Origin of the sequence: Azonexus sp. (assembly GCF_049652925.1) — a bacterium.
Classification (GTDB): Bacteria; Pseudomonadota; Gammaproteobacteria; order Burkholderiales; family Rhodocyclaceae; genus Azonexus.
In genome coordinates, this window is the sequence record NZ_JBASFI010000021.1 from 170442 (window position 1) to 196424 (window position 25983).

Here is a 25983-nt window from a genome sequence, read left to right on the forward strand (position 1 = left end):
CTCTCTGACCGGGATTTCCGGCACGTTGTGTTTGCTAGTTGCGCAACCTGCTCTTTCAGCGCGGCGTTTTCTGCTTGGAGAGACTCAACTTTCGATTGTGGAACTGGACACTGTTTACATTCTTCCCCTCGCCAACCATAAGTATCGTGGTTGTGACAGTGCCAGTCGTGCGCTTGTTTTGTCGCTTTCATTTACTAATCTCCTTAATCGCTAGTTCAGACCAGCTTCCTTGACCTAGCTTTACTAGGTGTGGCTCTTTTTTGAATACCCCAATACCAAACTTTGTGGCCTTTTCTCGCGTTGATACAAATCTCAATCCAGCCCCCTTGTAATACCAGCGGCTTGAGTTTGACGGTACGGCCCGCACCTCAGTTATAGCAACTCCGTCTTTCCATACTAGGTAATGCCTCTCTCCTATCTTTTGATATACAACGAAGCCAAAACCCTCGCCAAGATTGACTTGGCGAAGTCCGGGGTTGGTGTGAATCCAATGGCTGCTGCTCATCTCACTTCTCCTGTTTCGGTGCTGCTGCGCGGTCGATCCGTTCAATCTCTGCCAAGATCAACGCGCCGGCCCTAACGAGGTCTTGGCGTTTGGTTTTAGGCTTGAACCAAGTAAGCGACCAATTAGGCTTTGGCCAGATGTTCCAAAGGGCTTCTTTCGGCCATTTCCCAGACCCAGATAGCACATAACATCCGGCCGCCACAGCTATTTCCCCGGCGATGTGCTGGTCGTCGTGGTCATTTGTCCAGCCTTCCACTGACTTCTGGCGATACCTCTCGGCCAGAACATCGAGTGCCGCCGTGGTCGGCACAGCATCCCGCTTGCCTTGCTCGACTTGTTGTTTCAGGGCTTCGATTTCAAAGCGGAGTATCTCAACAGCCTCGAATGAGCAATATCCACCTTCCGGGTCAATCATCATGTTTCCAACCGTGGTGGGCTGGTAACGCGTTTTCAGAATCCTCGCTTTCAGTTCTGGGCTCACAGGTATTCCCTCCATTTGCCATCGTCAATCTCATCAGCAATTCTGTTGCCGCCAACTGCTGACCAGTTTCTACTTAGCTTCGCAATAGCCTCCGCAACTCGCTGCTCAATGTCTGCGGTGTTGGGTGGGCTGGTGAAAGGTAGTTGCTCGTCTTGAAACGCCCAGTGCGTAGGCTCCTCTATTCCTGATGCACTGAACCACGCCAAGCCATTGATGTGGGGCATTTCGTAACTTTCCTGCCAGTACTCCCACACACCATCAAAGTCAAGCTCACGGAGGTTTCCTGACTCACCAAAGCGTGCAAGATACAAAAGTCGTTTGTTATCTCTCGGTGCGGTGTCGATAGGCTGCCAAACCGGCTTCCGCTTACTCGAAATGACGGGAGCGGGGTGGGTGAAGATAGCCGTAATGCACTCTGGCATATATTCTTCAGCATCTTCTTTTGTGATAATTGAGCAATCAGCAAATGATCGCTCTGACGGAGTTACCGTCGATCCGTGTGCAACGTAACCGACCGGCTCCGCATCCTTGCTCAGTTCTGCGAGTAGGGTGTGGGCGAATTGCAATATCTCGGTATTGTCTTCGCAGTTTCCAGTGAATACTTCGTCTGCAACCCGCAGCGCGATTTCGTCTATCTTGTTCATGTCCGGTTTCCTTTGTTCAAATATTGAGCAACCTTCGTAGATCGCTGAGCTGCAACGGTTTCCGCTGTCGCCTAGTCTGGAATATTGGACATTTCACGGATTAGGCGACAGTTTTGTCGTCTACTACTAGTTGTGCGTCAAAAACCACCCGTTTGAATCTCTGCCTCGGCATGAGCAAATTGGCGCTCTTCCTCGGCCGCTTCCATGCGGGCAATCACCCGCTCTACCGCCGCTAGCGCAGGGCCGCAGCACTTCGCCCGCGCACCTTCCGGGCCGTGGTCTTTCACCAGTTGCTCGGCGAACCAGTCATTCAATCCCGGTCCTTTCAGCTTTATCGTTGCCATGCGCATTCCTCCGTAATTTGCCGCCCAACATTTCAGTCAACGCGGACCTTCGCGGCTACGCCGCTCGGCCCGTTACTGCCAGCGTTCGGCGTCATGCAAATAGGTCCATCGTTTGCGCTCTGGCCTTCTTCGTTGCGTAGGCCGTTTTTGCGTGGTGGTGCTTGTCGTAGTTCAGGTGACACCGCTGGCACATTGCACGCAGGTTTTCCGGTTCGCAGTTCTCCGGCGTGTGGTCAAGGTGCGCTACGGTCAACACAACTCGGCTTCCTGTTTCCGGGTGCGGCTGTCCGTTCTCTGCTTTGCAGTCCGGAAAATCGGGGCTTCCCTCGCATTTGTTGCCTGCGCGCTCCCGAATGCTGGCCGCAATCTGCTTCCAGTCTTTCGGGTAGCGCACTCTGTTTTCTGGCCGTATTGGCATTTCTTCCTCCGTTCAATCTGCCGCCGAACCCGTCGCTCCAGCGGGACCGGGCGAAGAGCCGCCCGGCCCCTGAGCTAGTGCGTTGTGCGTCAAAGCAGCGTCCCGCATCGGCCGCACTGATCGCGCAGCTTCATCGGCTTCTCGTCGTGTATTCCGAAGATGCCGCGCCGCTCGCCTTCGTCCGTCTGGAGCCCGTAGCAGTGCCCCTTGGCGCTTTGCCGCGTCTCGGCCTTGTGGTAGCCGAGCAGGCACATCACGCGCTGCCAAAGCGGCATGCTCTTCGGGAAATGAGGCATGCTCTCGTTTCGCCACTTAATGTCGTCACCGTCCATCGTTTTGCTCTCCGTAGTTACCGTTGCCGCACAACTGGTTCATCGAGGCGACCGGCCTGACGGCCGTCGGGTTATCTCAGGCGTTATTTAAAAATCCCCGCAGCCTGCCGTACCTGCCCAGCTTTCCAGCGAGTGCAGCGCACGGACAGCTTGACCGGTTCGGCCAACTTACCGGCGCGAACCATGCGCCACACGGTAGAAGGCGATACGCCGAGAATCGTGCAAACGACCTTGATCGTTATGTGCGCGGTGTCGGGGAGATTGTCGAAGTTCATGCTGCGTCCTTAAGTCCAAGTCGTTCCAGTTCTATGGCCACCATTTCTACATTGGCCGCGTCGACCAGTTCAAAGCGCCTGAACTTGATCAGCCTGTCTTCACAGCGTTTGAGCAGCGCCAGCGCATCGTGGACTTCGCTGGCTTCGAGCAGGATTCCGGCTTCCAGCTTCTTGCTGATTTTGCGAATGGCCGAAATATCGAAGTCAGGCATGAGGCGCTCAATCAGCGCAACGAATCCATTGATGGCGTGATCGATGCGGGCAAAATCATTGTCCGCGTAGTGAATCCGCGTGATGGCGTAGCCACGGTGCGCGTCGACCTCGCCGGACAGCATTTCGACAAAGGATTTCCGGATCGGGGCAAGCCATGCTTTGGCCTGGGTGCGTGTGGGCGGCTTCTGCTTCTCAGCCTTGAATCGGTCGCAGGATGCGAGGTAACGCGCCCTTTCCTTTGGCTGCAGGTTTTTGATGTACTTACTCATGATCGCCAACCATCCGATAAGTCCACGGCCTTTGTGATTTATCCACGCTTGCCTCTTTGCTATAGACCATTTCTGCCAGGCGCAGGCAAATTGTTGCCTGGCTGATTTTGGTCGCAAGGTGGATGCCCATTTGCGTATTTACCCCGTTTCGAAGGCAGTCCTCTATGGCTAGTTGATTGGCCACCTTCTTGTTCAGCATGTGGTCAAAGCACTTCGGGACGAAAGCAGGGCGGGCCGGCTTAAGTCGTGCGGCTTCCGCTTCAAATCTCGGCTTATCGCGGTACTGCTCGACGCGATAGATAGTTGAGATGCCGGGAATGCTTGGCTTTGATCCGGATAGGATTGTGGCGATTATGCTCATGCTGTCACCAATTCATTTGGTAAATAGATAGCCCTTGCCTTTACACCTATCGGCGTTGGGTTTTCGGTCTTTGTGTCGGTGTTTAAACGCCATGCAAGCAATGTTCTCCACGCATCCTTACTATTCGGAACAACCACAAGTTCGCCGCCGTCGTAAAGACGGGCAAGCTCACCATTCGAACGCCGGTAGTATGGAGTGCCGCGAGAAATATCAATTGCAACTTGCTTTGTGACGGCAATGCACAGTCCGCTTCGGCATATATCGCGCGCCTCTGCTTCGTCGTAGAGCCCAGCCTTGTTGATGCAATACGTGTAGCCTTTGCTATCCGGATTCCACCAGCAAACATGTTCTACCCATTTTGTTGAATGCCCGATGTGGGCGATAAGGTATTGGCTCATGATGCGGAGCCTTTCGCGCTGGCGATGGCAGAATCAAGCGCATCCAGAGCATCATCGAACCGCCTGTCCCATCGGCAATGCAGGTCGCAAAGTTCAGCAACAGATGCAGACGCGGCCAGCAGTTCGTCGCGCTGCTTCACTAGATTCGCTGCATGTTCATCGGCGCCGAACAGGTGATTCATCAGAGGCTTGCCAAGATCCTCTAGTCGGTCCGTGCTGATACCGACGCAGGCATTCACGCAAGCGCGAGCGCGGCGATATTGCTCTTCTGTCAGCAAAACCGGAGTCCGCCCGTTTTCATATCGCGCCAGTTGGTCGAAATCGTACTGAAACATTTTGTCAGGCATCACTCAACATCCTCAAGCGTCCGCGCATCAACCCCGAACGCCTTTGCAATCGCATCGGGATCAAACGTCGAAACAGGTGGCACCATCCACGCAATGCTGTCGCAGGCACTTGATCCGGCCTCGCGCTCATGGCCCAGCGTGCAATCGCCGGCCGGGTCCGGTTCGAATCGATGGCAGTTTCCCGACGACGGGCATGGCGTTGATTTCTCCAACAGGCTGAATTTGATCATTGGTTAATCCCTTGTTCGTGTGAAATGTGGCACTGCCAGGCTTGCGTCAAATTGCCGGTATGCGGCGACAGGAATACCGAACTAGCGCGGACCCAGCCCGCCCGCTCAAGAACCCGCGCCATCCGGTAGTTGTCCGCCCGAGTGCTGCACATCACGAAGCGAATGCCGGCATCAGCCAGCGTCTTCATTTGATGAGCCTTGAGCGCGTGGCCGTGGCCCTGCCCTTGGTATTTCTGGAATACCTTGAAGCGGTAGCACATGGCCACGGCGCGGTTGGTCGGCATGGTTGAATAGCTGTATTCGCCGTGTTCGGTGCGGATGGTCGCGGAACCCATTTCATTCGGTCCTGATAACAACCATGTTTCCCTGCGTCGGGAAGTTGTCTTGTTCGCATTCCGTCACAAACAGAAAATCAATGTCTGCGCCGCCTCCATGTTCGTGCGTTGAAGCTGAAGCAACATGCACAGGCCAGTGATCTGGCGCATCCTCAAGCGCCTCGCGTAGTTGCTTGACATTCATGATCAAGCCGCCTTCTTGAACGCCAGGGCCATCGGTTCAAACTGGAACGTGAGGCGCTTGTACATTTCGCGGGTGCGGCGTACATCGTCGGCGCAGTACGAAATGACTTTCACCGGATCAACTGGCCACGTTGCTGCAACCATTGATCCGTCGAAATCGCCCTTGCCAGGAATGCCAAATGCCTTGCATAGCTTGTCCATGCTGGCGCGTTTTTCCTTGTCGCTTGACCACATAAGCATGGTGTCGGCGACTTCGCTGCTCCACAGCTTTGCATCGAATGCCTTGAGCAACGAGACGGGAGGGCGAACTCCATTGATGATGCTGCGGTGCTTGATGAACGGCAGATCAAAGCCGATCAAGTTGTGACCGACGAACGTAACGGTAGACATAACCATTCCGTGATGCGCTTCGATGCTGGTCAGCGTGGTCAGGTGGTCGTAGAAGTTCGCCAGCATGGAAGCCTCTGACGGTGCCGTATCAACGCTAACGCTGAACACTTCGCCATCGTCCAGCGCGTAGCAGATGCAGGCAATTGAACCGTACAGGCCAGAGAATCCGGTTTTATGCACGGCTTCTTTAACGGCCTGTTCCTTGTTCTCGTCCATCCACTTGGCGATGGTTTCCGGCTTGCTGTAGTTGGCTGGCGGCTTGATGTTGGCGGCGATTTCGGCGATTACTGCTGGGTCCGAGGAAGGGATTGTCTCAATATCCAAATAGACTAGGGGCATTTTGTTTTCTCCGATTACCAGGGTACGTCGTCGCCAAGGTCTTGCTTCTTGGCCGGGGCTTGTTTCTGTCCGTCGCGCTCTTTCGGCTCGAACATGCTCACCATTCCGGTGAATCCAACGGGGATGCTGTCGATAACGTCGAACGGGCCTTTGTCGTTTTCAAAGACAACGCCCATCTTGTGCCAGCGTTCTTTGCCGTTGCTGCTGGTTACTTTTGTTGCGAGTTCGTATTTGATGTTTGCCATGATTAAGCCTGTGATGTGATTTCGTTTTGAATGGCCGTTTTGCGCTGGTCCTTGGCCTGCTCAAACTTGGCCTGTGCCTTGGCGTCGGAAACATGCTCTGCGGCCTTGTACGCAACGCTAAATGCCTTCTTGAGCGCATCCATGTCTTTGGCGTCGCTGATCGTCGTCAGAAAGTCGGCAACCGTGTTATCGGTAAGCGTTACTGGTTCGCGTTTCGGTGCCGGCTTGCTGCCTGCGTTTCCGTCGTCATCCTCTGGGGCGATCCCACATGCAGCCATCAAGCTATAGCGACGGGCGTATGTTAGTGCCGATCCATAACCCTGCGGATCATTCTTCGCGGCTGGAACGTGCAGCTTTCCGGCGCTCATTTGTTCGCCTGATTTATGGATGAACAGCGTTTCTACGGTAACGCCGCTTTCGCTTTCGTGGCACGGCTGCATGAGCATTATTCCGTTATCGTTCAGACCTTCGATAACAGCTTCAACGCAGGCCGATAGATCAGCGTAACGGCTTTTGAAGTGCGGGTTCGTGCTGGACTTGAGCGCAGGCCCGAAAGCCTTTTGCGCCTTTACCAGTGCTGCGGAAATTTGTTTCATGCGGCTAACCTCTCTTGTTCGTTGAACAGATCAGCATCCGATACCGGGTAAAACTCGCTGATCTTGATGCCCAGGTGATAGGCCACTAGCGAAAGCTCGTCTGCGCTGAGTACGTCAATCAGCTTGCCGAGGATTTCAACTAGCATTTCGTGCTGTTGTTCGTGGTTCATGCTGCTCTCCGCTCGGCCCAAACCATGTTCTGCTCGTTGAACAAAAGCTGTTCTGCGGTCGGCAACAGAAGCCGCTCAACGATGACGCCGTGAATCATGGAAATGGCCGTCGATGCTTCCCGAACAGTGCGCTCATTGCTGACAGTGAAATCAGTCAGGGCAGTGAATGCTTCGGAGAGGTGGCCGCAAATCTGCTTCAACTCTTCCGGCAGAATCCGGCAGGAGAGCATGGCGTAGAGGCGCTCGGGGTCGTTGGCCCACGATTCGGCCATGGCATAGGCGCGGTCGGATTGTTCTTTTGTCACGATCATTTCCCCCGGTACAAGCAAGGCGTTTGAGCAACTGAAACGGCGTCCTGATAATCCATTTCGCTGACGACTGCCCATCCAATGCAGACCACGATTGCGCAGATAACGGCGCGGATGTTGTCGCTCACTGGCTGGCGACGGTAGCGAGAGTAAAAGGTCATGATTTCCTCCTTGTTCGTGCTGGATGTCCGTGTCCAGCTATCCCGCATTGCTGCTGTCGATGTGCCGCTATTTCGGCCTGATCCGCTATGCGCTGTCGGTCGGTTTTCACAGCGCAGGACACTGGATTTACACACCGGATGTTCCAAGAACCGGCCAATGTCCTGCGATGTGGCGACTCTTTCGAATCGCTCGGCTCGCCTTCCTCTTCGCTAATCCACTTGGGAACCGTCAGCATTGGCTTGCTAACTCGAATCAGGCGTATATCTGCCGCGTTGTCATACTTCCAATTTGTACCGGTCCGCGATGGTCTGCGGATGGGTGCCACTAGGGCTAAAGAGCGGTGTTGCTAAATCTTCACTAACAAGGCGCTTATTGGCCTTGGTGGTGGAGACTTTTCACATGTCGACAAATAGATTCACCGACCCCGGCTCGTTGCCTTTATTTATGCGGGTAGCTACAGCCCTAAGATGCGCATCAAGACCATTGAATAGAGCGGGCAATTCGCTGTCTTTCCATCCTTGAGACTTTGTGTGGCAAAGCTGGTCACGAACAAACTCATCAAGGGCGTTGAGTACGGCCATGCGGCCTTCTTCGATGAATTCTTGAATGCTTACGTGATTTGTCATCTCGTTCTCCTTGGTTGGTGCTGCTCTGTGCTACTTCCTGATTCGCTGCGGTGTTTTCGCTGCGTTGGATGAAATATAGCAACGCTACATTACAGAGTCAATAGCGTTGCTACAGATTATTGATAAATTTTTAACGGTTGATTTTTTGGCGTAAAAAAACCGCCCTGGGGCGGTTGGTTGTTGGTTATTGGTTTCCTACTTTGATGAGATCTTCGCTTCTTCGATGTTTGCCACGATTGCCGCCGCAATTCCCTGGGCCATTTTTGCTATTGCTTTGTGCAAAGCCTCGGCGACATTATCGATGCGGCGCATTGCATCATCCTGATCAGCCCACTGATATGCCTCGTCTGCCGGATATACCAAGTAATCCTCTATCTTGTAGCCTTCCCCGTAATAGGCCCGGTCTCCATAGGCGCAATCGTCTGTTTTCGCTGGCAAGTATAGGCAATAAACAACATGCGCGAACGGTCGATATGTTGAGCTTTCTGGTCTTGACTGAATGCCCACCTTCTCGAGATAGATGTGCAGGATCGGCTCCCCTTGTCCAATCTTCGAATATTTCACATCCCAAGGTTTCACCGGATTGATTGCCGCCAGGACCGGGGTAACAGCGATTCCGTTCGTTTTTAATATGGCCGACACCTGGCCGCCTAGCTCTTCATTCAGGCGCAGGTTTGATCTGACCAGTACATCGCTCAGGCGTTCGCTCATTGAGCTGTTTCGCGCAGCCGAAACCATCCATAGAAAGCCGCCAGCCATTGAGCTTTCCATGCGGTACTTGATCGGCTCTGGCGTTCGAAGCATGGAAATTGACAAGTCGTCGGCGTGGCACAACGATTGCGCGGCTACGAAGAAAAATATCAGAATTTTCAGCATCATCATAATTTCAGTTCCCGTGAATTTTTACCTCTCCATCATAAGCTATTGGTCATACGTTCGGTCTGCGATAATCCGTCAGCCTGATGATGATTGCGTTTGCTTCGCTAGCGGGTAGTCGCGCGCCACATCCTTTGCTTTCTCAAGCATTGCAACAAGACCGAAATCGTCAGTTTCATTCAGTAAAAAAATTATTGAATCGATACGCGACTCGCGCACAGTTTTTGTCTTGATATGAAGAACTGACGCCGATTCGGCAGCTTCAAGCGCAAGGCGCTGGCTGATGTCCTTGAGGTCGCAGCCAAAACCCTTGGCATAAATCACAGCCGCATCCATATTCATTGGTCTATGGGCTGTGATGTGCTGGTTGATCATCGAATCGCCGCCTTTTAACTTCCATGTGCGAGCAAATTCTGCGCGGGATATGCCGCGTTCTTTTTTGAGGATTTCGAATCGCTTTCGTAGCTCTTCGCCCTCTTGTTCCTTGGTCCAGGTAGTCATATAGCGATGCTGCCGAAAATAATCTGTAGCATGGCTTGCAAATGGTCTGTAGCGTTGCTATAGTTTGTCGCATGAACGCTATTCAAAAATCCTGTGAAATTGTCGGAAGCCAAAAAGCATTGGCGGATTTTGTCGGGGTAACACCAGGCGCGGTCAATCAATGGATGTCCGGTTTGAGACCAGTTCCGGTTGAACGATGCCCAGCTATTGAGCTTTCCACGTCTGGCCAAGTAACCCGCCGTGACCTTCGCCCGGACGACTGGCATTTGATCTGGCCCGAACTCGTCACAGACGAATTCCCTGTTCCTGTTTCTTCTAAGGCTGCCTGACATGTCTATGAACTCCGTTCGTTGCGATGCAGGCAGTCTCTTTTTTTTCGCCAAATTTCATACAGGAAAGTACCGGAAACATTTATTCCGGCTCTTTCCGGTAGCTGGAGACCGTGATGAATGCACGCCTCAATAACGACGGCCAGCAGATGACGCTCGATTTCGAGCCGTCCCTTGTGGAGCGCCATTCTTCGGCACTCAGTTGCGTCCGCCAATGCGCCTACAGCCTGCCAAAACGGAATCTCAAATGGATCGCCGGAGAGATGGACCTTTCCGAATCTGACCTATCGAGAAAGCTGGCGCAGAACGAAAACGACTCGCGCCGATTCACCCTCGATGACTTGGAGTCGTTCGTCGAAAAGACGGGCGACAAGACGCCGATTTTATACCTGGCCGCCAAGTACCTCGCAGACCAGCAAATGCTCAAGCAGGCGGCCATGCAAAAGCTGATGCGCGAGCTTCCCGACTTTATGGACCTTGTGAAAACACTCGTACAGGAGAAAGCGTAATGAACAACTTCTTCGACTTCTCAATCAGCGAAATCATTTTCCTGTGGTGCTTCGCGTCGCTGTGTATCGGCCTGTTCCTTGGCCGCGTAATCCATGCAGGTTACGGCCAATGATCTACGCAGCAATCGCGCTACTAGCGTTCGGCGTCGTGATGCTGGTCGTTGGCGTAAGCGCCATGCTCGACGGGTGCGACGAATGACCGACTTCTACCACCCATCAACGCCAGTCAGCCATGCCGCTTTCCGTGAAAACACCGAGAAGCATGGAATGCTTGGCGTCAATACGATACCGGCGCTGACGCTGTGCTGCGGTTGTGGAAAGCGGCGCACGACTCGCACTGGGTCATTCAACAAGCGCGGCGCGTTCAAGTGCCATGGGTGCGGTAGCAAGTGATGAATCGGCTAGCCAAGGCCAAAAAAATGCCCACGTTGGCGACCTTGCAGGGTCCGTGGGCGGTGAATCTCATGGAGTTGAGTATGACAAAGTATCTTGATTTTATCAAGCGCAAGGCAACAAGCGACCCGGCAACCGGGCTGTCTGTTGTTCCTGCGCTCAACCCGATGCTACACCAGCACCAGGCCGACATGGTGAAGTGGGCATTGCATCGTGGGCGTGCTGCAATCTTCGCTGACTGCGGGCTTGGCAAAGGTCCGATGCAGATGGAGTGGGCGACCCGGCAGCCGCATGAGTGCATCATCGCCGCACCGCTGGCCGTCGCGCACCAGTTCGTTCGTGAATCTGCCAAGTTCGGTATTGACCTGGCCTATGCCAAGGATCAAGCAGGCATCACCAAGCGCATCACGGTTACGAATTACGAGCGGCTGGAAAACTTCCATATCGAGCAGTTCGGCGCTGTCGCTCTGGATGAATCCAGCATCCTGAAGAATCAATCCGGCGCGTACAGCACATGGATGATTGAGGCATTCAAGGATACGCCGTTCCGGCTGTGTTCTTCTGCCACGCCAGCCCCTAACGATGTGATGGAACTTGGCACGCAAGCCGAATTCCTGGGCGTGATGACTCGCGGCGAAATGCTCGCCATGTACTTCACGCATGACGGTGGAGATACGTCTAAATGGCGCGTTAAGGGCCATGCGCAGGCCGCGTTCTGGTCATGGATGGCTTCATGGGCCGTGATGATCCGCAAGCCGTCAGACCTTGGCTATAGCGACGAAGGATTCACGCTGCCACCGCTTCACATGCACGAGCAATGCGTATCGGTTTCTGCGCCGACAACTGGCTTTCTGTTTGCGGTCGAGGCTCAGACATTGCAAGAGCGCCAACAGGCTCGGCGCGACTCAATCGAGGATCGCGTCAGAGCTTGCGCCGACATCGTGAATGCCAGCAATGAACCATTCCTCGTCTGGTGCAACCTGAACAGCGAATCCGAGGCGTTGAAGCTGGCTATTCCTGGCGCAGTCGAGGTGTGCGGTTCCGATACCGACGAACACAAGGAAAAGGCCATCGCCGGATTCTTGGATGGATCAATCCGGGTTCTGGTTTCCAAGCCGAAGATCATGGGACTTGGCCTGAATTTCCAGCATTGCGCTGACATGGCCTATGTCGGCCTGTCCGACTCCTACGAGCAGCTTTACCAGTCCATTCGCCGATGCTGGCGCTTTGGTCAGACTCGCCCGGTCAATGTCCATGTGATCACCGCCGAGACAGAGGGCGCCGTGGTTTCCAACATCAAGCGCAAAGAGCGCGAAGCCGAGGAAACCTACAACAACATGATCGAGCACATGAAGGACTTGAACGCCGCTGCACTTCACGGCCAGACGGTTCGCAACAAGAGCGAATACGCCCCATCAATCCCCGTTCAAATTCCTTCCTGGCTGGAGGCTGCATAAATGACCACCGTACTCAATCAAGCATCTGGCGATAACTGGACTCTGGTCAATGGCGATTGCGTTGAAGTCGTCAATTCCCTGCCGGAAAACTCGCTTCACCTGTCTATCTTCTCGCCGCCCTATGCATCGCTCTACACCTACAGCAACAGCGACCGCGACATGGGCAACAGCGCGAACGACAAGCAGTTCTACGAACATTTTGATTACCTGATCGCCGGCCTGCATCGCGCCACCAAGCCGGGGCGCATCGTATGTGTCGACGTGATGAATATTCCGGCCATGAAAGAGCGTGATGGATACATCGGGCTCAAGGATTTCCGGGGCGATGTTATCCGGGCCTTCCAGCGCCAAGGATTCATTTTTCACTCTGAGCATTGCGCATGGAAAGACCCGCTGATCGAGGCGACCCGAACAAAGGCACTCGGCCTGATGCATAAGCAGCTTTGCAAGGATTCGACCCGCAGCCGGGCCGGCATCCCTCAATACCTTCTGGCATTCCGCAAGGATGGAGAAAACTCGGAGCCAGTCGCGCACATTGACGGCCTGACAGAGTTTGCCGGCGAGAACCCGCCGACGCATGGAACGCTATCGCATGAGCGTTGGAGGCGTTACGCCAGCCCGGTATGGATGGATATAAATTTCAGCAACACGCTCAACGCCAAGGCCGCCCGCGACAACGACGACGAGCGCCATGTATGCCCGATGGCACTTGATCTGATTGAACGCGCCATCCAGCTTTGGAGCAATCCAGGCGATGTTGTTTTCGACCCATTCTCTGGTGTCGGTTCGACTGGATACCAGGCTATCCGAATGGGCCGAAAGTTCGCTGGATCTGAGCTGAAGAAATCCTACTTCGATCAGGCCGTGAAGAACATCGGATCGGCCAAAGCCAACCAGGGCGCTTTGTTTGAAAGCGAGGCCGCGTAATGGCAAATCAATGGCTGCGTCTCTATTCAGAGTTCGCCCATGATCCAAAAATACAGCGCATGAGCGAGGCGTTACAACGTCGTTTCATCATGCTTCTTTGTATTCGTTGCAGTAACGGCGAAGTAACGTTACATGATGACGATGTAACGTTTCAACTCCGTATCAGTAACGAAGAGTGGGCAGAAACAAAGTCTGTTTTTATCGACAAAAATCTGATCGATGAAAGCAATAATCCGGTTGCTTGGGATAAGCGCCAATTCGCCTCAGACTCAAGCGCACCAAGGGTTGCAAAGTATCGGGCGAAGCAAAAAGAAGTGTGTAACGTTACAGTAACGCCGCAGATACAGAACAGAACAGATACAGATACAGAAGAAAAGAAAGAACAAAAGACTAGTCGCGCTCCGCGCTTCGATGCGCAAGCGCATCTTGTCAGCTTGAGTGTTGATGATTCGATTGCTGCTGACTGGCTTGCGCACCGCAAGGCAAAGAAGGCAACGGTAACGCTAACCGTTATCGACGGAATCAAGTCCGAGGCTGCAAAGGCCCGTATCGCTCTGTCAGACGCTTTGGCTATGTGCTGTCAGCGTGGCTGGACTGGATTCAAGGCTGAATGGGTTGCTGAATCAGTCGGCTATCAGGCTCCTGCAAAAACGCAGTACCAGATCAATCAAGAGGCAACTGGCCGCGCTCTCTTTGGTGACACAAGGAAGGAAACTGAGCCGCGCCTGATCGTTGGCGAGGTGGTTTCATGAGCCTGCCAGCAAATTGGATTGATCGAATATTCAACCGGATGCTTGGCATCTACGGGGCGCAGTTCAAGTCTAAGTTTTCAGTTGTTGTTGATGGCGTTGATGTTGGCATCGCCAATGCAAAGGAAACCTGGGCAGAAGAGCTTGGCAACTTTAACGACAAGCCGGAAGCCATTGCTTACGCATTGGACCATCTTCCAGTTGATCACGCTCCTAACGCTTTGGAGTTCCGCGACATTTGCCGCCGCGCTCCTGTAAAGCAAGCCCCGCAACTTGAATACACGCCGACCGCTGAAGACAAAGCCCGTCATCGTGAAATGTCGCACAAGGCAACGGCAGCGGTAAAGCAGAAAGAGTTCGACGGTCTGCTATGGGCAAAGCGCCCCAAGTCACAAGTTGCGCTGAACGCAGTCTATGACGCTAAGAAACACGCTAACCGATTCCCCGCGCTGGCTGCTGTGTTTGATCGGCTAGTAACGGATGGAATCGCAAGTTCAACCGGCGCGTTGATCAAGCGTTGGGATGGTTGCCAGTGGGTGAAAGCATGAAATACATCGTCACCCTAAAGCGCAAGCAGACCACGAACGCGGCGCAGAACGCACGGAAGATGCGCGTCGAGGTAAATGCAAACAGCGAAATCGAAGCCAAGGCAATCGCGCTGTTCAAGGATAACAAAGTAAATTATTTCACCGCTGAATCTGCGAGGCGCGCATGAACAAAAAGCCTCCTTTCAATCAACCTTGCTGCAAATGCGGTGAGCAATCTGAATTGCTTTATTTTATCGTTCCATATCCGTCTTATTGGTGCTGGAAGTGCTGGAAGAAAAATCATGATTAAGTATCACGGACTTCCTATTACTCCTGCGTCATCGGCATACGCTGCAATAAACAAACGGCACGCATTTGTTTCTTTTGCGCATCCAGATCAGCTGGGAATCGCTGTTGAGTGCTGCCAATCGTTCGCCATAGATAACGGAGCTTTCACGGCATGGAAAAGCGGGAAAACTCCAGATTGGGACGAGTTTTTCGATTGGGCAGAGGAAATTTCATACCTTCCGTCGTGCGATTTCATCGTAATTCCGGACGTTATTGATGGGGAATTGAATGACCAAACAAGGCTTATCGCCCGTTTCCTTCAGCGGTTCGGGAGTCGCGGATTATCCGTTGGTGCGCCAGTGTTCCACATCCACGAACCTCTTGAACATGCCGCATATTTGTCCCGTGCATGGGACCGCGTGTGTATTGGTTCTTCAGGAGAATACGCAGAAATCGGAACACCAAAGTGGTGGAACCGCATGAATCAGGTTATGACCGCAATGTGCGACAAGCAAGGCCGCCCAAACTGCAAGATTCACGGATTGCGCATGCTCGATCCTGATGTTTTTACCCGGTTTCCATTTGCATCTGCCGACAGCACAAATATAGGCCGGAATATCGGGATAGACCAAAAGTGGAAAGGTACATATTCCCCAGCTTCTAAGGATGTTCGCGCAATCGTAATGGCTGACCGAATTGAACAACGGAACTCAACAGATAGATGGGATTCGCAGCCCGTTCAAATGGAGTTGGTTGCATGAACGACCTATTCGCATCAATCGAAGAAGCCAAAGACGAGCGCCAGGCTATCCAGATGGCCGATGGAATCACCACGACTGCGGACGAGTTACACCGCTTCGAGGTAATCACCATCGTTAATCGTTACTTTCCGGACGGCGATCCTAAACCATTCTTCGCGGAAGTCGAGAAGAAGCGCGGCAAGGAATCAGCCGACAAACCCGCGCCGACTGCCGCAAGGAATGGGCAAAGCGTAGGGAGGTGGCATGACTAAACCTGCCTACTACAACGAATTCGACAAGAACGCCGCGGCATGGCTGCGCGAACTGATCAAGGCTGGGCACATCGCCGATGGCGATGTTGATGAAAGGAATATTCTCGATGTACTCCCAAGCGAACTCCGCGGATACACGCAATGCCACTTCTTTGCCGGCATCGGCGTTTGGTCATATGCCCTTCGCCGCGCCGGATGGTCAGACGACAGACCTGTTTGGACCGGTTCCTGTCCTTGCCAACCTTTCAGCCAGGCAGGCGACGGACTTGCGTTTGCTGACGAGCGGCACCTATGGCCGGCGTTCCATCACCTCATCAAAGAGTGCAGACCTGAATGCGTCACTGGTGAGCAAGTTGCAAGCAAAGACGCAGATGCTTGGATCGACCTTGTACAAGATGACATGGAAGGCCTGGATTACGCCTTCGGGGCGGTCGCGTTCCCGTCTGCGAGCGTCGGCGCTCCGCACATCCGAGACCGGACTTACTGGGTGGCCAACGGCTACAACTCGGGACTGGAAGGACGGAAAGCAATGCGACAACGTGCCGTTGAATGCTTTGCTCGGACGGGTGGCGTGGATGGCGGGTTGGCCGACATGCACGGTTCAGGATGCGTCTCGCGGCGCGAAGGATTCGCGGCCATGGGATACGGGACGGCCATTGAATCAGATCGTGGCGTTATCGGGGTGGACAACTCCGTCTGCATCGGACGGGGAGCGCGGCGGGACGATGACACCGAACATGACGGGGAGCAGCTTGACGCAGCTCGCCACATTGACGGGACCGGCCCGACTAACGGCCACTGGCGAGATGCTGATTGGCTCTACTGCCGGGATGGAAAGTGGAGGCCAGTTGAACCCGGCACATTCCCGCTGGCTCATGGGGCTCCCGCCAGAGTGGTGCGATTGCGCGGTTACGGCAATGCAATCAATGCCATCGAGGCGAAAACGTTTATAGAGTCGTTTATGGAAATTGCAGCATGAACGCCCACTACCTAACCAAAGAGCGCGACCGCATCAAAGACCGGCTTCAGTTCATCGATGCGCTACTGGACAGTACGAAGCCAGATCCGAAGCCAGACGATCCCTACGAATGCCAGCAATACGACGCTACCCGTCTATGCCGATTCGACCGCCGCGCACTGGACCGCAAGTGCGACGGATGCCCGAGAACGACGGATCGTGACTATCTTGAATCGCAGGGGCTATGGGTTCCCGGCGTGGCGTATGAGGTGACGGAATGAGCAAGCGCGAACGGATCTACCTTCGCGTTCAAAAAGGGATGCTGGTCCCTGCCGACAGCTACGCCGCATCGAAACTCAGAGAGCGTGGGTATGCCGTCAATGATCTTCTGGCCGCCGAGTTGGTCAAGCCGCGCAATCCAAAGTTCAACCGCCTGGTTCATCGTATCGGGCAGTTGGTCGTGGCGAACATCGAAGCCTTCTCCGGGCTCGACGCGCATCAAGCCATCAAGCGCTTGCAGATCGAAGGAAAAGTCGCCTGCGAGGAAATCGGTATCAGCGTGGCGAACTACGGGATGGTCATCCAGTTGATACCGCGCAGCCTATCGTTCGAGTCGATGGACGAGGGCGAATATTGCCAGGCCGCGCGCGGCATCTGTAGAACTGTTGCCGAACGCTACTGGCCGAGCCTTACCGAAGACCAGATCGCCGAGATGGCTGAAAGCATGGTGTCGGAATAATGCCCCGCTGCCGCCACTGCTCAACACTATACAAGCCAGCCCGCCCAATGCAGCCCGGCCGCGTCTGCAACTCCATTGAGTGCCAGGCAAAGCACGCCGAGAAAAACATCGCCAGCCAGCGCAAGAAGCGCGCACAGGCCGAGCGAGTAGCCAAGGCCGAGGATCGCAAGGTTATCAAGGCCAAGTTGCTCGACATGGAACCCAAAAGCTACTGGTGGAAGATCGCCAAGCGTTGGTTTCATCTTTGGGTCAGAACCCGCGACGAAGGAAAAGAGTGCATTTCCTGCGACACGATCCTGATCAAGACCGGGAAAGTCGGAGGCGACTACGACGCCGGCCACCGCCGGTCAGTAGGAAGCGCCAAGCATCTTGAATTCGACGAGCGCAACGTTCATGGCCAGTGCAAGTACTGCAATGACAGGCTGACCGGAAATCCTGATGGCTACAACGCAAAACTACCCGGCCGCATCGGGCAAGAAGCATACGACGCGCTGATGGCTGACCAGATGCCGCGCAACCTTTCCGCCGACGATTACAAGCAGATCGCCGACCGCTACAAGAAACTACTCAAGGAGCTAAAGAAATGATCAGGCCATCGATACAAATCCCCTGGCATATCGCCCGCGCAACTCGCGCAATGATGGCCACGACGATCATCGCGCTTGAGTTCATAGGCGATTACTTCACGACTTGGGCAGCAGTCTATGGGGCGAACAAGTGAGCGTCCTCCCATCCCACAAATACGGCGACCCGCTCCAAGTCCTGATCAACAAGGAAAACGCCGTAGAGAACCGAATCAAGGGCTGCGCCGGCTGCAAGCATCTGACCTACGACGCCAGCGGAGACAGGATTATCACCAGTTGCGACCGCAGCCGTAAGGTCGGCCGCAAGGATGTCAGCAAGTGCCATTCCGAACGAGCGAGGCATGGATGCGAGGGAGCGAAATAATGGGCCATGAGTTCGACGACGAATGCGCCTGCATCCATTGCGGTTTCGATGGTGCTGAGTGGTATTGGTGGCGCCACAACACTTACGAAGGACAGGCGTCAGACGACGATAGTCAGCCAGATTGCAAGCCAGAACGCCGGCATCTGCCGAACACATACACCGGAACGGGAGAGTCCGAATGATGAATGAACCGCTATTCAAGTCCGCAGATGATGCGCTGCGCTTTGCTTTCTGCTACTCCGGCCAGTCATACGACCGACCAACCATGAACCGGATGGCAGACGGACCGCACAGAGCAGGCAAAGGACTCGTCGGCCTTGATGGTGCAGCACAGGCTGGGCTAATTCGCTCTGAACTGAAAAGCCTTGGCGGTTTCGTTCTGTCCATCATCACGGCCAGCTATGCGCCGACAACGTACCCATGCGAATGCGGGTCTGCATGTTGCAGCGGACAGCGCGTTAATCTCGAATGGGCAGAGGCAATCACGGCGATAACCCAGGCAGCGGCCGGGCGTGTGTCGTGTGGGTCGAACATGCGACTGCGCCGCACTATCGTAGCGAACTGCTTCCTGCGAAAAGGAGAGCGCAAGCCAATCGGAGACATGGCCGATTATTGCGGAGTGCATCGTGATACGGCTAGCGACCACAACGCGAAGATTGCGCTTTGGCTGCTTGGGATGCGCGGCAAGGAAGCTATCACTGGCGAGATTGAGAAGGCAAAGGACGCAGCGCACCGGGCGTTGATTGATGCCGGGTTCGTTGGTTATTTGGATGTGGCTTGACATTCCGCAAACTGTGCGGATAATCCGCTCCTATCTGACAAGTTGCAAAATTGTCACTAAGCCCCGCAGGCCACAAGCCGAGCGGGGCTTTTGCATTTAGCGTTGCGTCTCTCCTCCTTGATACCGCAGCCACCAGCGCGCAAGCGTAGCCGGATGGTGGCGACCACGAAGGATCGCCATGAAGATGCTAAAGCCACGATTGGCAACGCTTGACACGAGGCGAACCAAGGTCACAACAGCAGACCTCGCCTCAACGCCTCGCATGAGAGGCAGGGCATGGATGACACGCCGGGCTCGTTGGCTGAGTGCGAATCCTCTGTGCGTCATGTGCGAGTCATCCAGCCGCGTTACCGCAGCAACTGAGGTTGATCACGTCATCCCGCTGTGCAATGGCGGGCAAGACGACGAGAGCAATTACCAAAGCCTTTGCAGCGCTCACCACAAGGCGAAGAGCGCAGGCGAGGCGAAGACAAGGGCTGTGCGCTGATCGTGCAGCAGCGGAGCACAGCGATAGCGTGACGAGGCGGGGCGTAGGTAAATGTCTGGAGCCGTTCGACCCGGACACCGCACGGTATCTCATTCGCGGAAAATTTCCCCTCCCTAGTCTAATCAAATGAATCATGGAGCAATCAAATGGCAGGAGTCAAAGGGCGCAGTGGTGGCAAGCGTCCTGGCGCTGGCCGTAAGCCGAAAGAGCCAGACGTAATCGTTTCACCGGCGTTGCTGACGAGCAACCCGACGCAGTTCCTGACCGCGTTGATGAATGACTCCGCTGCTGACATAAAGGTTCGCGCCGACGCTGCCAAAGCGTTGCTTGCCGCAGAGCTACGGATGGCAGAAAACAAGGGAAAGAAATCAGAACTGGCTGACGCCGCCGCGAAGGCCGGAGCCGGAAAGTTCGCATCTGCAACACCGCCGAAACTCATAGCGGCGAACGGCAAGAAGGTTTAACGAATGCCGGAGTGGACAACGTCGTGCCCAGATTGGGCAGAGCGCCTCACGGCTGGACAAAGCATCATTCCGCCGCCGATCTTTCCGGAGCAGGCAGAGCAGGCGCTGGCGATCTTCCGCGAGTTGAAGATTGTCGATGCCCCTGGAAGCCCTACATTCGGCGATTGCTGCGCGCAATGGGTGTTCGATCTGGTTGCATCGATCTTCGGCGCCTACGACCAAGAAAGCGGCCGGCGCCTGATCACGGAATGGTTCATCTGCGTTCCGAAGAAGAACAGCAAATCGACCATTGCGGCCGGAATCATGATGACGGCGCTGATTCTGAACTGGCGGCAGTCTGCCGAGTTCGCAATTCTTGCCCCGACCATTGAGATCGCCAACAACAGCTACGGCCCGGCGCGGGACATGGTGCAGAAGGATGATGAGCTTGATGCGCTGATGCACGTTCAGACGCACATCAAGACAATATCGCACAGGGGCAGCAACGCAACGTTGAAAGTTGTGGCCGCTGACTCGAACACAGTAGGCGGCAAAAAGTCGGTTGGAACGCTGGTTGATGAGGTTTGGCTGTTCGGCAAGCAATCGAACGCCGAAAACATGCTGCGCGAAGCAATCGGCGGCCTGGCATCGCGTCCGGAAGGATTCGTCATCTACTTGACGACGCAAAGCGACGATCCGCCGGCCGGTGTGTTTCGCCAAAAGTTGCAATATGCACGCGGCGTTCGCGATGGAACGATCATTGATCCGTGCTTCGTGCCGGTCATCTTCGAGCATCCGCCAGCAATGGTTGCCAGCAAGGCGCATCTGCTTGTTGAAAACTTGGCGCTGGTCAATCCGAACCTGAACTACTCGGTTGATCGCCAGTTTCTTGAGCGCGAGTTCAAGAAGGCAAAGGAAGGCGGAGACGAGTCGTTCATTGGATTCATGGCCAAGCACGGCAATGTCGAAATCGGCCTGGCGCTGCGCTCTGATCGTTGGGCTGGCGCTGAATTCTGGGAAGCCGCTGGAACTGGCCCAGTAACGCTTGAAGAAATAATAGATCGCTGCGACGTCATCGATGTTGGACTTGATGGCGGCGGCCTTGATGACTTGTTCGGGCTTTCCGTGGTCGGCCGCGACAAAGAGACTAGGCAATGGCTGTCCTGGTCGAAAGCATGGGCGCATCCGTCCGTTCTTGAGCGCAGGAAGTCGGAGGCGCCACGGTTCAATGACTTCGCCGCTGATGGAGACTTGACGCTAGTGAGGCGGATCGGCGATGACGTTGAAGAAATCGTCAGCATCATTTCGCAGATTGAAGCATCTGGTTTGCTCGACAAGATCGGATGCGACCCGGCCGGAATCGGTGGCGTGCTTGAAGCTCTGGCAGAAGCCGGAATACCAGAAGAAAAGATCATCGGCGTATCTCAGGGCTGGCGATTGGGTGGGGCGATCAAGACCACTGAGCGAAAGCTGGCAGAAGGCGTACTGATTCATAGCGGGTGCCGGCTCATGGCGTGGTGCGTTGGCAATGCCAAGGTTGAGCCTCGCGCCAATTCGATACTCATTACCAAGCAGGCCAGCGGGTTCGCAAAGATTGACCCGCTGATGGCCTTGTTCAATGCCGTCTCTCTGATGTCGCTGAACCCAGACAACAACCGAATCACTCAAGGCTTCGTTATCCTATGAACGCAAACACAGCATGGAACGACGTGCAGCGCCGCGCATCCGTGCCGGGTTCGCCGATCTTAACCAAATGGAAAGCCGAGCGCGAAGCATCGCGTAGCATTTCGAACGTCACGTATTCGCAAGAGGTAATGGAATCTTTTGGGGTTCTTCCGTCCGCCTCCGGAATGGTCGTGACACCAGTATCGGCAATGCGTGTTGCGGCCGTGTTTGCCTGTGTCCAGAAGATCGCAGGGGCCATTGCAACGCTGCCGATTCATGCCTACAAGACGGAAGGCGACATCAAGTCTCGCCTGCCGCGTGATGACCTATGGTTCAAGCTCAACGAGCAGCCGTCTCCGCAATTTACCGCCGCATCACATTGGGAGGGCGTCAGCATCGCTCAATTGCTGCGCGGCGACTCTTACACATGGATTCGGCGCGGACTGAACAACAGCATCCGCGAATTGCTACCGATGCCGTGGGGCTGCGTCAGTCCTATTCGACAGCCTGACGGCTCGGTTCGGTACTACGTCTCGCTTCCTGATTACGGCATTCAGACGTGGCTTGGTGCTGATGAAGTCCTGCACTTCCCAGGCTTCGGATTCGACGGCATCAAATCCATGTCGGTGATTTCCTACGCAGCTAAGGCGGCTGTCGGGAATGCCATGGCGATGGACGAATACAGCGGCAGGTTCTTCGCGGACGGGGCGCATCCGTCAATCATCCTTTCCGCTGCTGGGAAGATGTCTCCAGATCAGGTTACGGCGCTGCAAAACGCATTCCGCAACAAGTACGCCGGAATTGACAACGCCCACCGCCTGCCGCTTGTTCTGACCGAAGGAATCAGCGCCAAGGAAATTAGCCTTTCTGCCGAAGATGCGCAGCTTCTTGAGGCCCGCAAGTTCCAGGTCATCGACATCGCCCGCGCCTTCGGCGTACCGCCGCACATGATCGGCGAAACATCGGCGTCGACTAGCTGGGGCTCTGGCATAGAGTCAATGTCACGCGGGTTCGTCACCTACACGCTGCAGCCGCACCTTGTCCGCATTGAGCAGGAATTGAACCGCAAGCTGTTTCCGCGTGATACCGGGAAAACGCTCCAGTTCGACCGCGACGCACTGATTGAAGGCGACAGCAAGGCACAGGCCGAATACAACCGTGCCGCGCTTGGCGGTCCAGGGGCAGGTTCGGGCTGGATGACTGTCAATGAGGTACGCCGCAGCAAGGGGCTGAAGCCTATCGATGGCGGCGATGTTCTGTTCGACCCCAGCAAAGTACAAGCCGCACCAAAACAGGAAGCACCGAAATGAAAAACATCCTTCAGCTATACAGTGACAATGCACAGCGCGAAAAGCGCCCGGTCAATGTCGTCAAAAACGAATCTGTTTCGGCGATTTATATCTACGACGTCATCGATTCCTACTGGGGCGTCAGCGCCAAGGATGTTATCTCGGCTCTGGCTAATGTTGGGTCTGATGAAGAGGTTCATTTTCGCATCAACAGCCCAGGCGGCGACGTATTCGAAGGCCGTGCCATCATGGCCGCCATCCGGGCGCATAAAGGCAAGACTATCGCCTTTGTCGATAGCCTGGCTGCCTCTGCTGCGACCAGCGTTGCCATCGCCTGCGATGAAGTTGTCATCTCGCAGGGCGCATTCTTCATGATCCACAACGCTAGCGGAATGGTCTGGGGCGATAAGACCGACATGCGCGAAGTTGCCGATCTGCTCGAAAAGATTGAGGGCTCAATTGTTGCTGACTACACCGGCAAGACCGGAAAAGAAGAGCAACAGGTAATCGACTGGATGGATGCTGAAACGTGGTTCTCTGCTGATGAAGCAGTAGCGAATGGATTCTGCGACAGGATCGCCGAAACGAACAAAGCCAAGAACACATGGAACCTGTCGGCATTCTCGAAAGCGCCGAAAGCCCTACTCGAACCACCCGAACAAGAACCAGAAATCGAACCCGCTCCGGCGGGCTTTTTTTCGTCCGCCAAAAACGCCAACCGCCTGAAGCTGGCCCTGATTTAAGCGCCTCTCGCGCCTGAAACCGCCTCGCGTCGGTCACGCGAACGAAAGCCATCCATCCGGGTGGCTTTTTTTATGGAGCATCACCAATGAAAAACATTCAAGTCTTGCGCGAGAAGCTGTCCAACCTCGCCACTCAAGCCAACCACCTGATCAACGAAAAGGGCGACACCGTCTGGAACAAAGACGAACAGGCTCAATTCGACGGCTACACCGCCGAAATCGAACAGATCAAGGCCCAGATCAAGAGCATCGAAAAGATGCGCGAACTCGAAGCCGACGAATTCTTCAACTCGGCACCGAACAAGATCATCAAGCCTGGTCAGGAAGACATGACCATTGACGCCCTGGCTGCAGTCGCTATCTACCTGCGCCACGGCAACAACGTCACCGCCGAGCAGGCTGTCGCCATCCGCAACGCCATGTCGACCACCACCCCGGCTGAAGGCGGCTACACTGTCCCGGCTGAAATCGCCGCCATGGTCATTGAAAAGCTGAAGGCATTCGGCGGCATGCGCGAAGTAGCCACGATCCTTTCGACGGAATCCGGTAATGCCCTGAACTTCCCGACCTCTGACGGCACTGGCGAAGTCGGCGAAATCGTTGGCGAAAATGCAGCCGCTGCAGCGGGCGACATCACATTTGGCACCATTGCTTTGCCGGTGTTCAAATACAGCTCCAAGAAGATCGCACTTCCGGTCGAGCTGATCCAAGACAGCGCCATTGACGTTGTTGGCTTCGTCGTCAATCGCCTGGCAACCCGCATTGCTCGCATCCAGAATACGCACTTCACCGTTGGTGGTGGCACGACCGTTCCTGATGGCGTGATTCCGAAGTCGGCTACCGGCAAGACTGGCACAACCGGACAGACCTTGACCGTCCTCTATGATGACTTGGTCGACCTGAAGCACTCCGTCAATCGCGCCTATCGTCGCAACGCCCGTTACATGATGAATGACCTGTCCGTTGCCGTTGTGTCCAAACTCAAAGACACCACCGGCCGCCCGATCTGGACGCCTTCCATCACGCTTGATGCACCGGACATGCTCAACGGTTATCCGGTTGCCATTAATGACGACGTGGCTGTCATGGCAGCCAATGCCAAGTCCATCGTCTTCGGCGATCTGTCGCAATACACCATCCGCGACGTGGCAAACAGCACCAGTATTCGCCGCTTCGACGATTCCGCCTTCGCGCTGAATGGTCAGGTTGGTTTCTGTGGCTGGACTCGTTCAGGCGGCAATTTGCTGGATACGGCGGCGACGAAGGTTTACGTCAATTCGGCAACCTAATTTAACCAAGCCCTCGAAAGAGGGCTTTTTCTGGAGCCTGACATGGCACGAGCAAAGAAATCCGACGCTGAGTCGGTAAATGACACTGGCGCTGAGTCGGTTGCAGAAAAATCGGGGCGGGCGCTGGTTGATCTTCCAGCCTACGAATTGAAATCCGGCGACTACGCGACGTTGCTCGCCGATGTTGCAGATGCGCTTGAAAGCATTGGCGCATTCGACACGCAAGCAATCGAGGTGAAAGCATGACCGTAAAACTGTTGATGGACTGGCCAGATAGCCGGGATGGAAAAAACTACCTGGCCGGAAATTTGCTGACGACTGACGCGGGCACTGAATCCGGGCTTGTTGCCGCAAAAATGGCGACGAGCACGCTTACTGGCGGAACTGCTTATGTTCCGCCTGTTGAGCAAATCCAGACATCGCCGGTCATGGCTTATAAGACTCTCACCGGGGAGATTGAATTAATTGGCCCGGATGGGCAGCCTATTTCTGTCGGCGGCGGTGGCATCAACCCAGACGCCACCGGAACGCTCGCTGGCCGCTCTGCGCATGACGCAGAAGCAGTTGGTTTTGTTTATCTGGCAACTGATCAGGTTCCCGCCGAATACTATTTCCGCGAAGGCGCTTCCGGTAATTGGTCTGCTGCAGTTGAGGTTCAAGGCCCAACTGGCGCAACGGGCGCCACTGGTCCGCAAGGACCGCAGGGTATTCAAGGTGCAACCGGGCCGCAGGGGGCTACTGGCGCTCAGGGTACGCAGGGTATTCAGGGGGCCACAGGCGCAACAGGCCCCGCTGGCGCAGATGGCGTTACTTTTGTGTCTGGAACAACCGCACCAAATAACGCAGATGGACGCCCCGATGGGACTGTCTACGTGCGATACACAGCTTAATTAAGGGGATAG

At 54.9% G+C, this 25983-nt stretch carries 46 protein-coding genes; 23 read left to right on the plus strand and 23 right to left on the minus strand.

Annotated elements, in window-relative coordinates; translation table 11 throughout:
- Positions 1 to 187 precede the first annotated feature (187 nt).
- From WBK19_RS10345 to WBK19_RS10455, 23 genes are all read right to left on the minus strand, one after another.
- A complete protein-coding gene (locus WBK19_RS10345; RefSeq protein ID WP_511289404.1) occupies positions 188 to 505 on the minus strand; it encodes a hypothetical protein in 318 nt (105 codons plus the stop codon).
- Between the two features lies 1 nt (position 506).
- The gene (locus tag WBK19_RS10350; protein WP_511289406.1) at positions 507 to 986 is read right to left on the minus strand and encodes a hypothetical protein; all 480 of its coding nucleotides are present in this window, start codon (positions 984 to 986) and stop codon (positions 507 to 509) included.
- A complete protein-coding gene (locus tag WBK19_RS10355) occupies positions 983 to 1630 on the minus strand; it encodes a hypothetical protein (protein ID WP_511289408.1) in 648 nt (215 codons plus the stop codon). Before WBK19_RS10355 ends, WBK19_RS10350 begins: the two co-directional genes overlap by 4 nt.
- Before the next feature lie 137 nt (positions 1631 to 1767).
- Entirely contained in the window at positions 1768 to 1974 is a 207-nt protein-coding gene (locus WBK19_RS10360) for a hypothetical protein (RefSeq protein WP_511289410.1), read from the minus strand.
- Positions 1975 to 2065: 91 nt separating this feature from the next.
- The gene (locus tag WBK19_RS10365; RefSeq protein WP_511289412.1) at positions 2066 to 2368 is read right to left on the minus strand and encodes a hypothetical protein; all 303 of its coding nucleotides are present in this window, start codon (positions 2366 to 2368) and stop codon (positions 2066 to 2068) included.
- Positions 2369 to 2481: 113 nt separating this feature from the next.
- On the minus strand, positions 2482 to 2724 hold the full coding sequence (locus tag WBK19_RS10370; RefSeq protein ID WP_511289414.1) for a hypothetical protein: 243 nt from the start codon (positions 2722 to 2724) through the stop codon (positions 2482 to 2484).
- Positions 2725 to 2807: 83 nt separating this feature from the next.
- Complete coding sequence (locus WBK19_RS10375) at positions 2808 to 2999, minus strand: helix-turn-helix transcriptional regulator (RefSeq protein ID WP_511289416.1); 192 nt, start codon at positions 2997 to 2999, stop codon at positions 2808 to 2810.
- Positions 2996 to 3481 (minus strand): hypothetical protein, encoded by a 486-nt coding sequence (locus WBK19_RS10380; RefSeq protein ID WP_511289417.1) that lies wholly within the window; start codon positions 3479 to 3481, stop codon positions 2996 to 2998. Before WBK19_RS10380 ends, WBK19_RS10375 begins: the two co-directional genes overlap by 4 nt.
- Complete coding sequence (locus WBK19_RS10385; protein WP_511289418.1) at positions 3474 to 3842, minus strand: hypothetical protein; 369 nt, start codon at positions 3840 to 3842, stop codon at positions 3474 to 3476. Before WBK19_RS10385 ends, WBK19_RS10380 begins: the two co-directional genes overlap by 8 nt.
- Entirely contained in the window at positions 3839 to 4240 is a 402-nt protein-coding gene (locus WBK19_RS10390) for a hypothetical protein (RefSeq protein ID WP_511289420.1), read from the minus strand. Before WBK19_RS10390 ends, WBK19_RS10385 begins: the two co-directional genes overlap by 4 nt.
- A complete protein-coding gene (locus WBK19_RS10395; RefSeq protein ID WP_511289422.1) occupies positions 4237 to 4587 on the minus strand; it encodes a hypothetical protein in 351 nt (116 codons plus the stop codon). Before WBK19_RS10395 ends, WBK19_RS10390 begins: the two co-directional genes overlap by 4 nt.
- Positions 4587 to 4817, minus strand: a complete 231-nt coding sequence (locus WBK19_RS10400; RefSeq protein WP_511289424.1) for a hypothetical protein — start codon at positions 4815 to 4817, stop codon at positions 4587 to 4589. The genes WBK19_RS10395 and WBK19_RS10400 overlap by 1 nt, the downstream gene beginning before the upstream one ends.
- Entirely contained in the window at positions 4814 to 5152 is a 339-nt protein-coding gene (locus WBK19_RS10405; RefSeq protein ID WP_511289426.1) for a GNAT family N-acetyltransferase, read from the minus strand. The genes WBK19_RS10400 and WBK19_RS10405 overlap by 4 nt, the downstream gene beginning before the upstream one ends.
- A gap of 1 nt (position 5153) precedes the next feature.
- Positions 5154 to 5336, minus strand: coding sequence for a hypothetical protein (locus WBK19_RS10410; protein WP_511289428.1), 183 nt, complete (start codon positions 5334 to 5336; stop codon positions 5154 to 5156).
- A 2-nt stretch (positions 5337 to 5338) separates the two neighbouring features.
- The gene (locus WBK19_RS10415; RefSeq protein WP_511289430.1) at positions 5339 to 6064 is read right to left on the minus strand and encodes a 3'-5' exonuclease family protein; all 726 of its coding nucleotides are present in this window, start codon (positions 6062 to 6064) and stop codon (positions 5339 to 5341) included.
- Positions 6065 to 6078: 14 nt separating this feature from the next.
- Entirely contained in the window at positions 6079 to 6309 is a 231-nt protein-coding gene (locus WBK19_RS10420; RefSeq protein ID WP_511289432.1) for a hypothetical protein, read from the minus strand.
- A gap of 2 nt (positions 6310 to 6311) precedes the next feature.
- Positions 6312 to 6905 carry an ERF family protein gene (locus tag WBK19_RS10425; RefSeq protein WP_511289434.1) on the minus strand — a complete coding sequence of 198 codons (594 nt, stop codon included), beginning with the start codon at positions 6903 to 6905 and terminating at the stop codon, positions 6312 to 6314.
- Entirely contained in the window at positions 6902 to 7075 is a 174-nt protein-coding gene (locus WBK19_RS10430) for a hypothetical protein (RefSeq protein WP_511289436.1), read from the minus strand. The genes WBK19_RS10425 and WBK19_RS10430 overlap by 4 nt, the downstream gene beginning before the upstream one ends.
- A complete protein-coding gene (locus WBK19_RS10435) occupies positions 7072 to 7380 on the minus strand; it encodes a hypothetical protein (RefSeq protein ID WP_511289438.1) in 309 nt (102 codons plus the stop codon). Before WBK19_RS10435 ends, WBK19_RS10430 begins: the two co-directional genes overlap by 4 nt.
- Positions 7381 to 7382: 2 nt before the next feature.
- Entirely contained in the window at positions 7383 to 7544 is a 162-nt protein-coding gene (locus WBK19_RS10440) for a hypothetical protein (RefSeq protein ID WP_511289440.1), read from the minus strand.
- Positions 7545 to 7940: 396 nt separating this feature from the next.
- The gene (locus WBK19_RS10445; RefSeq protein WP_511289442.1) at positions 7941 to 8171 is read right to left on the minus strand and encodes a hypothetical protein; all 231 of its coding nucleotides are present in this window, start codon (positions 8169 to 8171) and stop codon (positions 7941 to 7943) included.
- Between the two features lie 195 nt (positions 8172 to 8366).
- Complete coding sequence (locus WBK19_RS10450; RefSeq protein ID WP_511289444.1) at positions 8367 to 9053, minus strand: hypothetical protein; 687 nt, start codon at positions 9051 to 9053, stop codon at positions 8367 to 8369.
- 72 nt (positions 9054 to 9125) lie between these two features.
- Positions 9126 to 9548 (minus strand): hypothetical protein, encoded by a 423-nt coding sequence (locus WBK19_RS10455; protein ID WP_511289446.1) that lies wholly within the window; start codon positions 9546 to 9548, stop codon positions 9126 to 9128.
- Between the two features lie 71 nt (positions 9549 to 9619).
- Here WBK19_RS10455 and WBK19_RS10460 point away from each other — a divergent pair, with 71 nt between their 5' ends.
- The 23 genes from WBK19_RS10460 to WBK19_RS10570 all read left to right on the plus strand — a co-directional run bounded on the left by WBK19_RS10460 (position 9620) and on the right by WBK19_RS10570 (position 25971).
- A complete protein-coding gene (locus tag WBK19_RS10460) occupies positions 9620 to 9877 on the plus strand; it encodes a transcriptional regulator (protein WP_511289448.1) in 258 nt (85 codons plus the stop codon).
- 116 nt (positions 9878 to 9993) lie between these two features.
- Entirely contained in the window at positions 9994 to 10386 is a 393-nt protein-coding gene (locus tag WBK19_RS10465; protein ID WP_511289450.1) for a hypothetical protein, read from the plus strand.
- Positions 10387 to 10862: 476 nt separating this feature from the next.
- On the plus strand, positions 10863 to 12236 hold the full coding sequence (locus tag WBK19_RS10470; protein WP_511289452.1) for a helicase-related protein: 1374 nt from the start codon (positions 10863 to 10865) through the stop codon (positions 12234 to 12236).
- A complete protein-coding gene (locus tag WBK19_RS10475; RefSeq protein ID WP_511289454.1) occupies positions 12237 to 13163 on the plus strand; it encodes a DNA-methyltransferase in 927 nt (308 codons plus the stop codon).
- Positions 13163 to 13915 (plus strand): phage replication initiator YdaU family protein, encoded by a 753-nt coding sequence (locus tag WBK19_RS10480; protein ID WP_511289456.1) that lies wholly within the window; start codon positions 13163 to 13165, stop codon positions 13913 to 13915. The genes WBK19_RS10475 and WBK19_RS10480 overlap by 1 nt, the downstream gene beginning before the upstream one ends.
- A complete protein-coding gene (locus tag WBK19_RS10485; protein ID WP_511289458.1) occupies positions 13912 to 14460 on the plus strand; it encodes a hypothetical protein in 549 nt (182 codons plus the stop codon). Before WBK19_RS10480 ends, WBK19_RS10485 begins: the two co-directional genes overlap by 4 nt.
- On the plus strand, positions 14457 to 14627 hold the full coding sequence (locus tag WBK19_RS10490; RefSeq protein WP_511289460.1) for a hypothetical protein: 171 nt from the start codon (positions 14457 to 14459) through the stop codon (positions 14625 to 14627). The genes WBK19_RS10485 and WBK19_RS10490 overlap by 4 nt, the downstream gene beginning before the upstream one ends.
- Positions 14628 to 14666: 39 nt before the next feature.
- Positions 14667 to 15488, plus strand: coding sequence for a hypothetical protein (locus WBK19_RS10495; RefSeq protein WP_511289462.1), 822 nt, complete (start codon positions 14667 to 14669; stop codon positions 15486 to 15488).
- Positions 15485 to 15739, plus strand: coding sequence for a hypothetical protein (locus WBK19_RS10500; protein WP_511289464.1), 255 nt, complete (start codon positions 15485 to 15487; stop codon positions 15737 to 15739). Before WBK19_RS10495 ends, WBK19_RS10500 begins: the two co-directional genes overlap by 4 nt.
- Positions 15732 to 16718 carry a DNA cytosine methyltransferase gene (locus WBK19_RS10505; RefSeq protein WP_511289466.1) on the plus strand — a complete coding sequence of 329 codons (987 nt, stop codon included), beginning with the start codon at positions 15732 to 15734 and terminating at the stop codon, positions 16716 to 16718. Before WBK19_RS10500 ends, WBK19_RS10505 begins: the two co-directional genes overlap by 8 nt.
- Complete coding sequence (locus WBK19_RS10510; RefSeq protein ID WP_511289468.1) at positions 16715 to 16978, plus strand: hypothetical protein; 264 nt, start codon at positions 16715 to 16717, stop codon at positions 16976 to 16978. Before WBK19_RS10505 ends, WBK19_RS10510 begins: the two co-directional genes overlap by 4 nt.
- Positions 16975 to 17436, plus strand: a complete 462-nt coding sequence (locus WBK19_RS10515; protein WP_511289470.1) for a hypothetical protein — start codon at positions 16975 to 16977, stop codon at positions 17434 to 17436. The genes WBK19_RS10510 and WBK19_RS10515 overlap by 4 nt, the downstream gene beginning before the upstream one ends.
- Positions 17436 to 18023, plus strand: coding sequence for a recombination protein NinG (locus WBK19_RS10520; RefSeq protein ID WP_511289472.1), 588 nt, complete (start codon positions 17436 to 17438; stop codon positions 18021 to 18023). The genes WBK19_RS10515 and WBK19_RS10520 overlap by 1 nt, the downstream gene beginning before the upstream one ends.
- Positions 18024 to 18153: 130 nt before the next feature.
- The gene (locus WBK19_RS10525) at positions 18154 to 18384 is read left to right on the plus strand and encodes a hypothetical protein (protein ID WP_511289474.1); all 231 of its coding nucleotides are present in this window, start codon (positions 18154 to 18156) and stop codon (positions 18382 to 18384) included.
- 178 nt (positions 18385 to 18562) lie between these two features.
- Complete coding sequence (locus WBK19_RS10530; RefSeq protein ID WP_511289476.1) at positions 18563 to 19165, plus strand: hypothetical protein; 603 nt, start codon at positions 18563 to 18565, stop codon at positions 19163 to 19165.
- 325 nt (positions 19166 to 19490) lie between these two features.
- Positions 19491 to 19652: an HNH endonuclease gene (locus WBK19_RS10535; protein WP_511289692.1), complete on the plus strand. Its 162-nt coding sequence runs from the start codon at positions 19491 to 19493 to the stop codon at positions 19650 to 19652.
- Positions 19653 to 19798: 146 nt separating this feature from the next.
- Positions 19799 to 20116, plus strand: a complete 318-nt coding sequence (locus WBK19_RS10540; protein WP_511289478.1) for a hypothetical protein — start codon at positions 19799 to 19801, stop codon at positions 20114 to 20116.
- Positions 20117 to 20119: 3 nt separating this feature from the next.
- Positions 20120 to 21781: a terminase large subunit gene (locus WBK19_RS10545; RefSeq protein WP_511289480.1), complete on the plus strand. Its 1662-nt coding sequence runs from the start codon at positions 20120 to 20122 to the stop codon at positions 21779 to 21781.
- The gene (locus WBK19_RS10550) at positions 21778 to 23070 is read left to right on the plus strand and encodes a phage portal protein (RefSeq protein ID WP_511289482.1); all 1293 of its coding nucleotides are present in this window, start codon (positions 21778 to 21780) and stop codon (positions 23068 to 23070) included. The genes WBK19_RS10545 and WBK19_RS10550 overlap by 4 nt, the downstream gene beginning before the upstream one ends.
- The gene (locus WBK19_RS10555) at positions 23067 to 23792 is read left to right on the plus strand and encodes a head maturation protease, ClpP-related (protein ID WP_511289484.1); all 726 of its coding nucleotides are present in this window, start codon (positions 23067 to 23069) and stop codon (positions 23790 to 23792) included. Before WBK19_RS10550 ends, WBK19_RS10555 begins: the two co-directional genes overlap by 4 nt.
- An 86-nt stretch (positions 23793 to 23878) precedes the next feature.
- Entirely contained in the window at positions 23879 to 25081 is a 1203-nt protein-coding gene (locus WBK19_RS10560; protein WP_511289486.1) for a phage major capsid protein, read from the plus strand.
- A 42-nt stretch (positions 25082 to 25123) separates the two neighbouring features.
- Complete coding sequence (locus tag WBK19_RS10565; RefSeq protein WP_511289488.1) at positions 25124 to 25327, plus strand: hypothetical protein; 204 nt, start codon at positions 25124 to 25126, stop codon at positions 25325 to 25327.
- Positions 25324 to 25971: a hypothetical protein gene (locus WBK19_RS10570; RefSeq protein ID WP_511289490.1), complete on the plus strand. Its 648-nt coding sequence runs from the start codon at positions 25324 to 25326 to the stop codon at positions 25969 to 25971. Before WBK19_RS10565 ends, WBK19_RS10570 begins: the two co-directional genes overlap by 4 nt.
- Positions 25972 to 25983: the final 12 nt, after the last annotated feature.